General features: G+C 58.8%; 15 protein-coding genes and 1 pseudogene. 7 read left to right on the plus strand and 9 right to left on the minus strand.

Annotated features, from left to right (window positions below):
• Window positions 1–38: 38 nt before the first annotated feature.
• The 5 genes from QRN38_RS02110 (at window position 39) to QRN38_RS02130 (ending at window position 5,338) form a co-directional block, all read left to right on the plus strand.
• On the plus strand, window positions 39–953 hold the full coding sequence (locus QRN38_RS02110; protein WP_002551844.1) for an ABC transporter permease subunit: 915 nt from the start codon (window positions 39–41) through the stop codon (window positions 951–953).
• A 2-nt stretch (window positions 954–955) separates the two neighbouring features.
• Window positions 956–2,269 carry a high-affinity branched-chain amino acid ABC transporter permease LivM gene (gene livM / locus QRN38_RS02115; RefSeq protein ID WP_007244620.1) on the plus strand — a complete coding sequence of 438 codons (1,314 nt, stop codon included), beginning with the start codon at window positions 956–958 and terminating at the stop codon, window positions 2,267–2,269.
• A complete protein-coding gene (locus QRN38_RS02120; protein WP_003376366.1) occupies window positions 2,266–3,141 on the plus strand; it encodes an ABC transporter ATP-binding protein in 876 nt (291 codons plus the stop codon). Before livM ends, QRN38_RS02120 begins: the two co-directional genes overlap by 4 nt.
• Window positions 3,138–3,854 (plus strand): ABC transporter ATP-binding protein, encoded by a 717-nt coding sequence (locus tag QRN38_RS02125; protein ID WP_003317226.1) that lies wholly within the window; start codon window positions 3,138–3,140, stop codon window positions 3,852–3,854. Before QRN38_RS02120 ends, QRN38_RS02125 begins: the two co-directional genes overlap by 4 nt.
• Before the next feature lie 719 nt (window positions 3,855–4,573).
• Window positions 4,574–5,338, plus strand: a complete 765-nt coding sequence (locus QRN38_RS02130; protein WP_005763057.1) for an SDR family oxidoreductase — start codon at window positions 4,574–4,576, stop codon at window positions 5,336–5,338.
• Window positions 5,339–5,368: 30 nt separating this feature from the next.
• Here QRN38_RS02130 and QRN38_RS02135 read toward each other — a convergent pair whose 3' ends face one another.
• The 6 genes from QRN38_RS02135 to QRN38_RS02160 form a co-directional block, all read right to left on the minus strand.
• Entirely contained in the window at window positions 5,369–6,583 is a 1,215-nt protein-coding gene (locus tag QRN38_RS02135) for an AGE family epimerase/isomerase (protein ID WP_005763059.1), read from the minus strand.
• Window positions 6,584–6,786: 203 nt separating this feature from the next.
• Window positions 6,787–7,359, minus strand: coding sequence for a HupE/UreJ family protein (locus tag QRN38_RS02140; protein ID WP_005763062.1), 573 nt, complete (start codon window positions 7,357–7,359; stop codon window positions 6,787–6,789).
• Window positions 7,360–7,383: 24 nt separating this feature from the next.
• Complete coding sequence (ureG, locus tag QRN38_RS02145; RefSeq protein WP_003376376.1) at window positions 7,384–8,001, minus strand: urease accessory protein UreG; 618 nt, start codon at window positions 7,999–8,001, stop codon at window positions 7,384–7,386.
• A gap of 20 nt (window positions 8,002–8,021) precedes the next feature.
• Window positions 8,022–8,696, minus strand: coding sequence for an urease accessory protein UreF (locus QRN38_RS02150; RefSeq protein WP_057417877.1), 675 nt, complete (start codon window positions 8,694–8,696; stop codon window positions 8,022–8,024).
• Window positions 8,693–9,193 carry an urease accessory protein UreE gene (ureE, locus tag QRN38_RS02155; protein WP_007244624.1) on the minus strand — a complete coding sequence of 167 codons (501 nt, stop codon included), beginning with the start codon at window positions 9,191–9,193 and terminating at the stop codon, window positions 8,693–8,695. Before ureE ends, QRN38_RS02150 begins: the two co-directional genes overlap by 4 nt.
• Before the next feature lie 184 nt (window positions 9,194–9,377).
• Complete coding sequence (locus QRN38_RS02160; RefSeq protein WP_005763069.1) at window positions 9,378–10,010, minus strand: TetR family transcriptional regulator; 633 nt, start codon at window positions 10,008–10,010, stop codon at window positions 9,378–9,380.
• A 221-nt stretch (window positions 10,011–10,231) separates the two neighbouring features.
• Here QRN38_RS02160 and QRN38_RS02165 point away from each other — a divergent pair, with 221 nt between their 5' ends.
• Window positions 10,232–12,298 (plus strand): AsmA family protein, encoded by a 2,067-nt coding sequence (locus tag QRN38_RS02165; protein WP_010202528.1) that lies wholly within the window; start codon window positions 10,232–10,234, stop codon window positions 12,296–12,298.
• A gap of 166 nt (window positions 12,299–12,464) precedes the next feature.
• Here the strand turns inward: QRN38_RS02165 and QRN38_RS02170 are convergent, their stop codons facing one another.
• Window positions 12,465–13,004 carry a ferritin-like domain-containing protein gene (locus QRN38_RS02170; RefSeq protein WP_003376387.1) on the minus strand — a complete coding sequence of 180 codons (540 nt, stop codon included), beginning with the start codon at window positions 13,002–13,004 and terminating at the stop codon, window positions 12,465–12,467.
• A 210-nt stretch (window positions 13,005–13,214) separates the two neighbouring features.
• On the opposite strand from QRN38_RS02170, the gene QRN38_RS28105 reads away from it, so the two are divergent.
• Window positions 13,215–13,301, plus strand: a complete 87-nt coding sequence (locus QRN38_RS28105; RefSeq protein WP_441344152.1) for a small membrane protein YohP — start codon at window positions 13,215–13,217, stop codon at window positions 13,299–13,301.
• Window positions 13,302–13,465: 164 nt separating this feature from the next.
• Here the strand turns inward: QRN38_RS28105 and QRN38_RS27975 are convergent.
• Together QRN38_RS27975 and QRN38_RS02185 are read right to left on the minus strand one after the other, a co-directional pair.
• Window positions 13,466–13,840, minus strand: a pseudogene (locus tag QRN38_RS27975) (hypothetical protein).
• Between the two features lie 88 nt (window positions 13,841–13,928).
• The gene (locus tag QRN38_RS02185; protein WP_057417876.1) at window positions 13,929–14,300 is read right to left on the minus strand and encodes a hypothetical protein; all 372 of its coding nucleotides are present in this window, start codon (window positions 14,298–14,300) and stop codon (window positions 13,929–13,931) included.
• Window positions 14,301–14,314: the final 14 nt, after the last annotated feature.

Below are 14,314 nucleotides of genomic sequence, written 5' to 3' on the forward strand. Positions count from 1 at the left end.
GGGGGGCTGAGCTGCCTTTCAGTGTGTGAGCGTGCGTGATGGATGGAATCTTCCTGCAACAAATGGTCAACGGACTCACCCTCGGGTCTGTTTATGGCCTTATCGCCATCGGCTACACGATGGTCTACGGCATCATCGGCATGATCAACTTCGCCCACGGCGATGTGTACATGATTTCCGCCTACCTGGCCGCTATCGGCCTCGCGGTTTTGTCTTTCTTTGGGCTGGAATCCTTTCCATTCCTGATTCTCGGCACGCTGGTATTCACCATCGTGGTCACCGGCGTCTACGGGTTTGTCATCGAGCGGGTGGCCTACAAGCCACTGCGTAACTCGACCCGCCTGGCACCGCTGATCAGCGCCATCGGTATTTCCCTGATTCTGCAGAACTACGCGCAGATCAGTCAGGGCGCTCGCCAGCAAGGCGTGCCGACATTGCTTGAAGGCGCCTGGCGCTTCGAGATCGGCAGCGGCTTTGTGCAGATCACCTACACCAAGATCTTCATCCTGATTGCCGCGTTCGTCGGCATGGGCGTACTGACCTACATCATCAAGTACACCAAGCTGGGCCGCATGTGCCGCGCCACGCAGCAGGACCGCAAGATGGCGTCAATCCTCGGCATCAACACCGACCGTGTCATCTCCTACGTGTTCATCATTGGTGCTGCCATGGCTGCACTGGCCGGTGTGCTGATCACCATGAATTACGGCACCTTCGATTTCTATGCGGGCTTCATCATCGGCATCAAGGCCTTCACGGCTGCGGTACTCGGCGGCATTGGTTCGCTACCGGGCGCCATGCTGGGCGGTTTGATCCTCGGAGTTGCCGAGTCGCAGTTCTCCGGTTTGATCAACTCCGATTACAAAGACGTGTTCAGTTTCGGCCTGTTGGTATTGATCCTGATTTTCCGTCCCCAAGGCCTGCTGGGTCGCCCACTCGTGGCGAAGGTATAAGTATGTCCGTTACTGCTGCTGGTCCTGTCACCAAACCTGTTGAAATCAAAAAAAGCCTGATCGATGCCGTCGTCGCCGGGCTGCTGGCGCTGATCGTATTTGGCCCGATTGTCGGCATCGTGCTCGACGGTTACAGCTTCAATCTGCAACCGGCCCGCGTCGCGTGGCTGGTGGCCGTGGTCATGGTCGGGCGTTTTGTGATCAGTCTGTTCCTGCAGACGCCCAGGGGCATACGCATGTCCCAGAGCTTTGAAAGCTCGGATTCTGGCGTGCATGTGCTCAAGCCCGATCACAAATCCAGCCTGTACTGGATCATTCCGCTGCTGATCGTGGTTGCCATCGTGTTCCCGATCTTCGCCAACAAGTACATCCTGACCGTGGTCATTCTCGGGCTGATCTACGTACTGCTGGGGCTGGGCCTGAACATCGTGGTCGGTCTGGCCGGTCTGCTCGATCTGGGCTACGTCGCGTTCTACGCCATCGGTGCTTATGGCCTGGCGCTCGGCTATCAGTATCTGGGCCTGGGTTTCTGGTCGGCGTTGCCGCTGGCAGCGATCGCGGCGGCGCTTGCCGGGTGCATTCTCGGCTTTCCGGTGTTGCGCATGCATGGCGATTACCTGGCCATCGTGACACTGGGGTTCGGCGAAATCATCCGTCTGGTGCTGAACAACTGGCTGTCGTTCACGGGCGGCCCGAATGGTGTGCCGGTGCCGTCGCCGACCTTTTTCGGCCTGGAATTCGGGCGTCGCGCCAAAGACGGCGGTGTCCCCATTCATGAATATTTCGGCTTCGATTACAACCCGGACCTGAAATTCATCTTCATCTATACCGTGCTGTTTCTGGTGGTGCTGGCGGTGCTGTTCATCAAGCATCGCCTGACCCGCATGCCGATCGGTCGTGCCTGGGAAGCCTTGCGTGAAGACGAGATTGCCTGCCGTTCGATGGGCCTCAATCACGTACTGGTCAAGCTCTCGGCGTTCACCATAGGTGCTTCGACAGCGGGGCTTGCGGGCGTGTTTTTCGCCAGCTACCAAGGCTTCGTCAACCCGACGTCGTTCACCTTCTTCGAGTCGGCGCTGATTCTGGCCATCGTCGTGCTGGGCGGTATGGGTTCGACCATCGGTGTGGTGATTGCTGCGTTCGTGCTCACCGTTGCGCCTGAACTGCTGCGCAGCTTCTCCGAGTACCGCGTGTTGCTGTTCGGCATTCTGATGGTGCTGATGATGATCTGGCGGCCGCGCGGCCTGATCCGCATCAGCCGCACCGGGGTGAAACCACGCAAGGGTGCGCTGGTGACAGAAGGAGGTGCGCGATGAGCAATGAAGTGATTCTTTCTGTCGAGCACCTGATGATGCACTTTGGCGGCATCAAGGCCCTCAGCGACGTCAGCCTCAAGGTGCGTCGCAACTCGATTTTTGCCCTGATCGGTCCCAACGGTGCGGGCAAGACCACGGTTTTCAACTGCCTGACCGGTTTCTACAAGGCCACTGGCGGGCGCATCGAGCTGCACACCCGCGGCAAGACCACCAATGTGATCCGGCTGCTGGGCGAGCCGTTCAAGGCGACTGACTTTGTCTCGCCGAAAAGCTTTTTCAGCCGGGTGTACTACAAGATGTTCGGCGGCACCCATCTGGTCAACCGGGCAGGGCTGGCGCGCACCTTCCAGAACATTCGCCTGTTCAAGGAAATGTCTGTGGTCGAGAACCTGCTGGTTGCCCAGCACATGTGGGTCAACCGCAGCCTGATCAGCGGGATCCTCAACACCAAAGGCTATCGCAAGGCCGAAGAGGACGCGCTCAATACGGCGTTCTACTGGCTGGAAGTGGTCGATCTGGTGGATTGCGCCAACCGTCTGGCGGGCGAGCTGTCCTACGGCCAGCAACGCCGTCTGGAGATCGCCCGTGCCATGTGCACGCGTCCGCAGGTGATCTGCCTGGACGAGCCGGCTGCCGGTCTCAACCCGCAGGAAACCGAGGCGCTGAGCGGCATGATCCGCCTGCTGCGCGATGAACACGACATGACCATTGTGCTGATCGAGCACGACATGGGCATGGTCATGGGGATTTCCGACGATATTGTGGTGCTCGACCACGGCAACGTGATTGCCATGGGCGGGCCGGAACAGATCCGCAACGATCCGAAAGTGATCGCTGCGTACCTGGGCGCTGATGAAGAGGAGCTGGTATGAGCAAGCCGATCCTCGAACTGAAAGAGATCGATGTGTTTTACGGGCCGATTCAGGCCCTCAAGAAGGTCTCGCTGCACATTAATGAAGGCGAAACGGTGAGCCTGATCGGCTCCAACGGCGCGGGCAAGTCCACGCTGCTGATGTCGATCTTCGGTCAGCCGCGTGCCGCCAGCGGGCAGATCATCTATCAGGGCACGGACATCACCCAGAAGTCCTCGCACTACATTGCGTCCAATGGCATTGCGCAGTCGCCGGAAGGGCGGCGGGTGTTCCCCGACATGTCAGTCGAGGAAAACCTGATGATGGGCACCATCCCGATTGGCGACAAGCATTCGGCTGAAGACATGCAGCGCATGTTCGAGCTGTTCCCGCGCCTCAAGGAGCGCCGCAACCAGCGCGCCATGACCATGTCCGGCGGCGAGCAGCAAATGCTCGCCATTGCCCGTGCGCTGATGAGCCGGCCCAAGTTGCTGCTGCTCGACGAACCGAGCCTGGGGCTGGCGCCGATCATCGTCAAACAGATCTTCTCGACCCTGCGCGAGCTGGCGGCCACCGGCATGACCATCTTTCTGGTCGAGCAGAACGCCAACCATGCGCTCAAGCTGTCGGATCGCGCCTATGTGATGGTCAACGGTGAGATTCGCTTGTCAGGTACGGGCAAGGAATTGCTTGTAAATGAAGAGGTCAGGAACGCTTATCTGGGCGGTCACTGAGTTCGTCAAAGACCTGTCGTATTCAACCCGCGCCCCGGATGCTCAAACATCCGGAGCGCGTTTCTTTGCAATTGTGGAAAACATTTTTGGTGACCCTCCTGCATGCGACATAAAACCGCTGCAAATGGTTGTTTTGTCACCGTTTTGACTTGTTCAGGTTTACTGTGGAACTGGCTGTTAATAACTTGGGAGTATTTACCTGCAGCCCTTTATGCATAAGGGCTGTAGCGCGCTGGTTAAATTTCGTACAAAGGTTTTCGGCTAACTTTCGAAGGGGTTTGTCAACCGTTTTGCAACTGGTCGTTCATACAGCTTTTACAGTTGCATAGCCTGTGGATAAGTCTGTGAACAAGCGTTGGAAATAGTGATCCAGCCGTTGCTGCATCTGGGCTACAGGCCATCACGGTTTTCTGACGCTCCTCATTCCCTTTGTGGTGTCGGGCAAAGTCAAGGGAAAAACTTCACCCCAATCGCTGGAAGCCCCGAACGACGGGACTTTCAGCGTAACCGACTTGCCCCCAGAGATTGTGTGTCTGACTGTGGATAAGGTGGGCAAAAGTACCTGCAAGCCCCGGAATACATGGCGTTGCTCAAGCTGGTTGTTTTTTGTACAAAAGTGCCGGGTTGTTGCATCGTGGCCCCGCTGACGGGCATTCTGCTGCCCTGCCGCTAACTTATTAACAGGCTGCGCTTTTTTCGCGCCATGTCAGGAGATTGAAATGACTTCCACCGTATTCATCACGGGCGCTACTTCCGGTTTCGGTGAGGCCTGCGCCCGCCGTTTTGCTGATGCGGGCTGGTCGCTGGTATTGACCGGTCGCCGTAAAGACCGTCTGGATGCCTTGAGTGCCGAGCTGTCGAAGCAGACCAAAGTCCACACGCTGGTGCTGGATGTGCGTGACCGCACGGCGATGGAGAGCGCCCTCGGCGATTTGCCTGAGGCGTTTGCCAGCATTCGTGGGCTGATCAACAACGCGGGTCTGGCGCTGGGCATCGACCCTGCGCCCAAGTGCGATCTGGATGACTGGGACACCATGATCGACACCAACGTGAAGGGCCTGGTGTACACCACTCGCCTGTTGCTGCCACGCCTGATCGCGCACGGTCGCGGGGCGAGCATCGTCAACCTGGGGTCGGTGGCCGGTAACTACCCGTATCCGGGCGGCAACGTCTACGGCGGCACCAAGGCATTCGTCGGCCAGTTCTCGCTGAACCTGCGCAACGACCTGATCGGCACGGGTGTACGAGTCACCAACCTGGAGCCAGGGTTGTGCGAGAGCGAGTTTTCGCTGGTGCGTTTCGGCGGCGATCAAGCCAAGTATGACGCCACCTACGCAGGTGCCGAGCCGATCCAGCCACAGGACATCGCCGACACCATTTTCTGGATCATGAACACGCCAGCGCACGTCAACATCAACAGTCTGGAGCTGATGCCCGTCAGCCAGACCTGGGCTGGCTTTGCAATTGATCGCAATCGCGGCTGACCGTCCTGCTGATCGAGCGTTACAGCTCGATCAGCCCTCTCCTGGCACCGGCGGCGGGAAGGCGGTGACGAAGCGGTTCTCGGCAAAATCAGCCAGACCGATGTAACACGTTGCCAGATGGTAAGGCGTGGTCGAAGGCATGTCGCTGCGACTGACCGTACCGTCGGGCTCCACGCACTCGTTCCAGCCTTTGGCATGCAGAAAGCGCCGCTCAAAAGCCTGCAACTGCTTCAGTAGCCCGGCCTCACTGTCAGGCCGTAGCGCCATTGCCCGCAAATACTCCGCCTGGGCCCAGATACGCTGGGTAGCGTCGCGCACCGTGCCGTCCAGCGTCAGCATGGCCGTAACCGCGCCGCTCTGTGCATCAACGCCTTGTGCCTGGGCGTACGCGAATGCGCGGGTCATGGAGTGGTGTAGTTCGCGACCGTGCAGGTCGGGCGAGGATTGCAGCAGGAAAAACCATTCGAACTGATGGCCCGGCTCGTACCAGTTATCCACAGCCCCCAGCGGTTTTTCCAGCATCACGCCGGTTGCCGTGTCGACAAAGCGGCGTTGCATGTGGATAACCAGCGCATCCATAGCCGCCTGAGTGGCCGGATCGGCGCGCACCGACAATGTTGCCAGAAAGGCTTCGGCCAGGTGCATCAGGGGGTTCTGCAACGGGCCGCTGCCCAGCGTCGACCAGTCTTCATCGAGTTGCGCTTCGTATAGCCCGTCATCGTCGGCAAAGCGTTCAGCTACTACGTTGAGCGCTGCGTTGAGCACTGACTCGGCGAGCGGGTCGCGCACTTTAGCCCAGTAATGCGCGCAGGCAAATATGATGAAGGCGTGAGTGTAGAGGTCCTTGCGGCGGTCCAGTGGCGTGCCCTGGGGATCAATGCTGTAGAACCAGCCGCCGTGCTCGGCATCATGGAAATGCTGTTGCAAAGAGCGGAACAGCGCGCCAGCCCGGGTTTGCGCATTCGGCACATCAGGGTTACCGATCAGGCTGGAAAACAGGAACAACTGCCGCGCACAGGCCATCGCCCGATAGCGCTGCGGCGGCAACGGCTGATCGTCGGCATCCAGTGCTTCATAAGGCAGCGCCAGTTGCGCATTCCAGCCCGGCCCCTGCCAGAGCGGCACGACGACTTGCAGGAAGTGCGCTTGCAAGGCAGCGAGTGCGGCGGTCAGTTCAGGGCTGGAGGCAGAGCTGGAAACATGAGGCATCGGCGGGCATCGCGGCAGTGTCGAAGTGCGCAGCATGTTATCAGGATTGCTGCGCCGATGAGTATTCAGGACGCTGCGCTTGCACTGCTCGTTACTTACGCTCCAGCGTGGCAATGCGGGTCGCGACGCTCTGCGTCGCAAGAGGACGCGGAGCGTCCAGAACGGCATGCGACGCAGAGCGTCGCACGATATTGAGATTATCGTTGCGCACGCTCCAGCGTTGGCACGAGAGTCAGTTATCAGCCCGCCAGCAACCACACGCCCGTCGCCGCCGAGGCTGCGCCAGCGATGCGCACCAGTGGCGCAGCCGCTTTTGGCAGTACGCGCACCACGGCATAACCCGCTGCATGCAGTGCTGCAGTCGCCGCCACGAAACCGGCTGCGTAAGCCCACGGGCTGGACATGTCAGGCAGCTCAAGACCGTGCGCCACGCCGTGGAACAACGCAAACACGGCTGTCGCCGCCATCGCCAGTGCCAGCGGAGGACGAACCGCCAGTGCCACCGCCAGGCCCAGCGCCAGTACCGAGGCGGCAATGCCGCTTTCCAGCGCAGGCAGGTTCAGGCCTTCAAAGCCCAGCAGGCCGCCGATCAGCATGGTGCCGACGAAAGTGCACGGCAGCGCCCAGCGCGCTGTGCCCTGTTGCTGTGCAGCCCACAAGCCGACCGCCAGCATCGCCAGCAAATGATCCAGCCCGCCGAGCGGGTGGCTGATACCGGCGATCAAGCCGTTATCGCCATGGCCGGGGTGAGCCAGCGCCAACGTAGGCACCAACAGCAGGGCGAGGGCGCCCAAGGCTTTTTTGTAGTTCATCGACGGGTTCCTTTTGGGTTGAATTCAGGCGGCCGTGGTCAGCAGGCCCTGGCGCTCGATAAAGGCAATGATCTGTTCCAGACCCTGGCCGGTTTTCTGGTTGCTGAAGACGAACGGCTTTTCGCCACGCATTTTGCGCGTGTCGCTGTCCATCATCTCCAGCGAAGCACCCACCAGCGGCGCCAGGTCGATCTTGTTGATCACCAGCAGGTCGGACTTGCAAATCCCGGGCCCGCCTTTACGCGGCAGCTTGTCGCCTGCCGACACATCGATCACGTAGATGGTCAGGTCTGACAGCTCGGGGCTGAAGGTCGCCGACAGGTTATCGCCACCGGATTCGACAATGATCATATCCAGCCCCTCGAAACGACGATTGAGCTGGTCAACGGCTTCAAGGTTGATCGAGGCATCTTCACGAATGGCTGTGTGCGGGCAGCCACCGGTTTCAACACCGATGATGCGCTCCGGTGCCAGTGCTTCGTTGCGCACCAGAAAGTCGGCGTCTTCGCGGGTGTAGATATCGTTGGTCACGACCGCCAGGTTGTAGCGTTCACGCAGGGCCAGACACAGGGCCAGGGTCAGGGCGGTCTTGCCGGATCCGACCGGGCCACCGATGCCGACGCGCAGAGGTTGGCTGTTCATTGAGTTCTCCATAAAGCTGATCAGGACCGGAATAACCGGCTGTATTGACGTTCGTGGGCCATGCTCGCCAACGCCAGGCCGAAGGCCGCGCTGCCAGCAGGGTGAGTGTCTTGTGCGCTGGCATTGACCTGCGCCTGCTGCAACAACGGCAACAGCTCGCTGGTCAGGCGCTGCGCGGCTTGCTGGCCCAGTGGCAGCGTCTTCATCAGCACAGCCAGCTGGTTTTCCAGCCAGCTCCACAGCCATGCGGCCAGTGCGTCCTGCGGGCTGATCCGCCATGTGCGAGCAGCCAGCGCCCAGCCAAGGGCCAGATGCGGCTCTGTGGTCTGTTCCAGAAAGCGCCGGGCGTCGCGGTCCAGTTCAGGCAGGCCGTTGAGCAACTGTTGCAGGGAGTAGCCCATCTGCCGGCTCTCCTGATGCAACTCGCGGGTCTCGCGGCTGGCGCGGTGTTGTTCGCTGACTTGCAGCAGCTGCCCCCAGTCGCCAACGGCTGCTGCTTCGCAGTGAGCCAACAACAAGGGGGCCTCGAAGCGGGCAAGGTTGAGCAATAACTGATCACCAATCCAGCGTCCGGCAGTCTGCGGGTCGATCACCATAGACTGCTCTACGGCCATTTCCAGCCCTTGCGAGTAGCTATAGCCACCAATCGGCAACTGCGGACTGGCCAGACGCAAGAGCGCCCAGGCGCTGTTCACTTGCGCACGCCGAACTGGTGCATGCGCGGTGGGTAGTTGAAGTCCTCTTCCCCTGCGCGTGAATGATGATGCCCGCCACCATAAGCACCATGTTCCGGCTGGAACGGAGCTTCGATGGCTTCGGTGGTCGCACCGAGTTGATCGAGCATGGCCTTGAGCACGTAATCGTCGAGCAGGCGCAGCCAGCCATCACCGACCTGCAGGGCAACATGGCGATTGCCCAGGTGATACGCGGCGCGCGTCAGCTCGAATGTACTGCTGCAGGTGACGTGCATGAGCTTCTCGGGGCGCGCGCAGACACGCACGATACGGCCGTCTTCAGCTTGCAGAAATTCACCATCGCGCAGCGGCGACTGACCGCGTTGCAGGAACAGTCCCACGTCTTCGTTTTCTGCACTGAAGCAGCGCAGACGACTTTTGCTGCGTGCTTCAAAATTCAAATGCAGCTCGGCGGCCCATTCGGCCTGAGGTTCGATTCGGTTGTGAATCACCAGCATCAGATAGCTTCCAGCCAATTGCGATGCTTCAGATCAGAGCAAGGGGCTTGCCAACAGTGCACGCTGTAGGAAATCGCCGATAAATATGAATGATTTTGATCGGGTGTGACCTGTTTATGCCTATTAGTGGTGCGGTGCTGAAAATATGCTTTGTTTTGGTGCGCGCACTGTCTTCAACTGACGCTCAATCGTGGGTACCAAGCCCCCGCCAATGTCGTGCACCTATAAAGATGAAGCGCAACTGCTGGGTGATCTTCGCTTGTGGCGTCAAGTGCGGTGCCAGCGAGGCGGGTGGCGGATCGATCAGTTCGGGAAGCATGGCGAAAACGCTTTTCACCACCAGGTCAGCGATTATCGACAGCGCGTCGGCATTCAGGTGTTGCCACTTGGGCATCTTCGCCAGGTCGGCGGTCAGGTCGGCGCTGATGCCTTCGCGCAGCGCGCCGAGCGCCTGACGCACCTTGAGCGAGCCGCCGTATTGTTCGCGGGCCAGAAACAGAAACTGCGAACGGTTGGCCGCCACACGTTCGAGAAATATTTTCACCGAGGCGCGAATCAGGCCGCCCATGGCGAATTCGTTATGGCGCACCAGGCGGATGGTCTCGCGAAAAGTCTGGCCAACCTCGATGACCAGCGCCAGACCCAACTGATCCATGTCCTCGAAATGGCGATAGAAACCGGTCGGTACGATGCCTGCCGTGCGCGCCACTTCACGCAGGCTGAGGCTGCCAAACCCGCGGCCACTCTCCATCAACTGGTGGGCGGCATCCAGCAAGGCTCGTCGGGTCTGTTGTTTCTGTTCGGCGCGGGGCAGCATGGTTCAACTGTTTCTTGGAATAGGCGCCAGCACTTTAGCAAATGCGCTTTGCCCGCGTCGAAAGGGTTTTCAGGCAAGCCCTCAGGTCAACGCGACAGCATCAGTACTGGCCTTTGGCTGGAATTCGTATTCAAATCAAACCCTCGGCGCGTTTGTCAGTCGAACATTCATGTCGTATTCAGCGCGCCAGGGTCGGGGCGCTGTTTTCTGGAGAGTCACGCATGACGCGCAGCCGCAAAATTTTCGCCTGGACGGGCACCACGCTTCTGTTGGTGCTCGCTGTACTGGTCATTGTGATCGTCACTTTCGACTGGAATCGCATCAAGCCCACCCTCAACGAGAAAGTCAGCGAGGCGCTGCAGCGTCCTTTCGCCATCAATGGCGATCTGGATGTGCGCTGGACTCGCGAGCCGGAGCTGGGCGGCTGGCGCGCCTGGGTGCCGTCGCCGCACTTCGTTGCAGATGACCTGACGCTGGGCAACCCGGACTGGTCGAAAACGCCGCAGATGGTCAACCTCAAGCACGTCGAGTTTCGACTCTCGCTGCTGCCGTTGCTGGTTCAGCAAGTGGTTATCCCGCGCATCGATCTGACCGGCCCGGAAGCGAAGCTGGAGCGTCTGGCTGATGGCCGTGCCAACTGGGTGTTCGATTTGCCCAAATCCGACCCGAATGCCGAGCCGTCCAAATGGGTGATCGATATCGGCGCGATCAAGTTCGACAAAGGGCTGGTCAGTTTCAATGACCAGACGTTGAATGCCAATCTGGATGTGGTGATCGACATGCTCGGCAAACCGATCCCGTTCAGCGAAATCGTGGGCAGCAAAGAGGCGCAAAAAGCGCAGGAAAAGGGCTCCGTGCCTCAGGATTACGCGTTTGGCCTGGCCGTCAAAGGCCAATACCACGGCCAGAAGCTGAGCGGCACCGGCAAAATCGGTGGCTTGCTGGCGCTGAAAGATGCCAGCCAGCCATTCCCGGTGCAGGCGGACGTCAAGATCGGCGACACTCACGCGGTGATCGCCGGCACCCTGACCGACCCCCAAAACCTCGGCGCGTTGGACCTGCGCCTGAAACTGTCCGGCGCAAGCCTGAGCAATCTGTACCCGCTGACTGGCGTGACCTTGCCGGACTCACCGGCTTACTCCACCGATGGACGCCTGGTGGCCAAACTGCACGATCCCGCAGGTGCCAACTTTCGTTACGAAGGCTTCAACGGCAAGATCGGCAACAGCGATATCCACGGCGACCTGGGCTACGTGGCCAGTCAGCCGCGGCCTAAGCTGAGTGGTGTGCTGGTTTCCAATCAACTGCTGTTCAGCGACCTCGCTCCGCTGATCGGTGCCGACTCCAATGCCGCGCAGAAAAAACGCGGCGGCGAGAGCAAGCAGCCTTCGGGCAAGGTCTTGCCGGTCGAGGAGTTTCAGACCGACCGCTGGCGCGCGATGGACGCCGACGTGGAATTCACCGGCAAACGCATCGTGCAGAGCCCTGATCTGCCGTTTACCGACCTCTATACCCACCTGATTCTCAACGACGGTCAGTTGAGCCTTGAGCCACTGCGCTTTGGCGTGGCAGGCGGCAAGCTGGACGCCGATATCCGCCTCGACGGCCGTAACAAGCCGTTGCAGGGCAGGGCGAAGCTGTCGGCGCGCAACTTCAAACTCAAGCAACTGTTCCCGACCTTTGAGCCGATGAAAACCAGTTTCGGTGAGTTGAACGGCGATGCCGACATCAGCGGCCGGGGCAATTCGATTGCGGCCTTGCTCGGCACTGCCAATGGCGAAATGAAGATGCTGGTCAACGATGGCGCGATCAGCCGCGGCCTGATGGAAATCGCCGGGCTCAACGTCGGCAACTACGTGGTGGGCAAGCTGTTTGGTGACAAGGACGTGAAGATCAACTGCGCGGCTTCCGACTTCGGCATCAAGGACGGGCTGGCGACCAGTCGCCTGTTCGTCTTCGACACTGAAAACGCCATTATTTACATCAGCGGCACGGCGAACATGAAGACCGAGCAACTGGACCTGCAGATCAACCCTGAATCCAAGGGCTTCCGTGTGTTCTCGCTGCGCTCGCCGCTGTACGTCAACGGCCCGTTTGCCAAACCCAACGCCGGCGTGCAGTCCGGACCGTTGCTGTTGCGCGGAGCCGGCATGGTCCTGCTTGGCGCAACCGTCGGCCCGGTGGCAGGGTTGCTGGCGCTGGTTGCCACGGGTGACAGCGAGCCGAACCAGTGCGGCCCGCTGCTCGAACAAATGCGCACCGGCAAGGCGCCGAAGACGGTGAAGTGATTGCACACTCAAGGATCATCGGTGCGATGCAGGTCTGTGACGCAGAGCGTCACGATCGGCATGCCAAGGGAGCCCAGGGAACGATAGTGGTGCGTCAATCACGCGTTCCAGTTGCCCACAAAAAAAGCCAGGACACAGGTCCTGGCTTTTCACTTGGCGCCGAGTGTTACAGGCCTTCGAGAATATCCGCCATGTCGTCGGCATGCTCCTCTTCCTGAGCAAGGATTTCTTCAAAGATGCGGCGGGTGGTCGGGTCGCTGTCGCCGATGTACTGAATGATCTCGCGATAGCTGTCGACCGCAATGCGCTCGGCGACCAGGTCTTCGTAGACCATTTCTTTGAGCGTGTTGCCTGCAACGTATTGCGCGTGAGAGTTCTTCGACAGCAGGTCCGGGTTGAATTCCGGCTCGCCGCCCAGTTGCACGATACGCTCGGCCAGCTTGTCGGCGTGCTCGGCCTCTTGGGTGGCGTGCTCCAGAAACTCTTCCGCAGCGACGCTGGCTTTCAGGCCGGACGCCATGTAGTAGTGGCGCTTGTAGCGCAGGACGCAAACCAGCTCGGTCGCCAGCGACTCATTGAGCAGGCGCAGTACCGTTTCACGATCAGCGCTGTAGCCTTCGGTGACAGCACCATTCTCAACGTTCTGGCGCGCACGCTGGCGCAGGGTGTTCACATCGGAAAGCTGTGATTGCGGTGCAGAAGTCATCATTTATCTCCAGGGTTCATCAGGTTTTGCTGTCCCGCTCTGTGTGATGCCCGGCAAGATCAGCAAAGGTTGTGAGTGCTGGAGGAGGGGAAAAGTTTTATCGGATTTTCGCCGGTTTGGAAGGTTGTGACTAAATGTAAAAATATAAGAAACGAGCGCGAAACGCTGCGGTCCCAACCATGAGACCCAAATAAATCGTGGAGATACACAATGCTCAAGTTCCTGGGAAGCACCGTCGGCATCATCTTTCTGATCGGCCTGGTCGTGGTTATTGCCCTGTTCAAGCTGGTTTTTTAAGCGTCAATCTGCTGGTGGGCCTGATACTGCGCTCTGGAGGGTTCTCTGGGGCGTGGTGTATTTTCTATCCTGGGGAATGTGCTGTGATTCGTCGGGTAATTTAGGCAAATCACCACCGTCTATCCTGCGCCCGGACCTGCTTGGGTGCGCGTCATTATCATCTTTCAAGCGCGTGGAATCACAAACTGCGTGAACCAGATCAATGCCATAAGCACCACGATCTGCGCTGTCCAGGGGATAAACAGCAGGTACTTCATGTTTTTAGGAAAGCTTCTGGATTCCTTTATATCCATGAGGCCTCATTTCTTGCCCAGGCCGGGAAAAATCAAAAACAGATACATCATTCCGCATCGCACCATTTTTCCAGGCATGCCTGCGTCGCCGTACGTGGATTTGTTGTCTGTGATGAGCTTGCAGTTGGGTAAGTGGGATTCGAAAATGTGCGTGTAGTTATGTGCTACGTAGGCTGACGCGAGAATAATGATGAGCATCGCGGCGTACAAGAAAAGCCCAATTAGGCCCGGCTCGATACTGGTCAAGTTCTGATCTCGCTCATGAAGACTGCTCCCTTGTGCGCTTTATGAAAGGGGGTGCCATGTATGCCTTTGGTCTTGTCGTTATCGAGTGCTAATTCTGACCCAGGGAAATACTAAGTGCCATCATTGCTGTAAATAAACAAAAATTTACGACTGTCGGGATTATCAAGATTTTTTTATAAAATGCTGGGAGTTTTTCAACCTCTTTGGCATCAATGACGCCTCTCCTGGCGCTTAGCTTTGGCACCATCAGTACTATTGAAATAACGCCGCCGCGCATGACTTTTCCGAGCAGTCCGCCACCTGACCATGCTTCTCTGATGGTCTGCACGGAGGAGCAGTTTGGTAGTTGCTCCTCTATAACTTCAACGTATTTGTGCGCAATGACGGCGGTGGCGATGAGATTGAGTATCAGCGGTACCATTATGAGCAGGCCGATCAGGCCTATCGGGATATTCGTCATGACCTGATCGACCT

The organism is Pseudomonas sp. CFBP2511, assembly GCF_030209255.1.
Classification (GTDB): domain Bacteria; phylum Pseudomonadota; class Gammaproteobacteria; order Pseudomonadales; family Pseudomonadaceae; genus Aquipseudomonas; species Aquipseudomonas avellanae.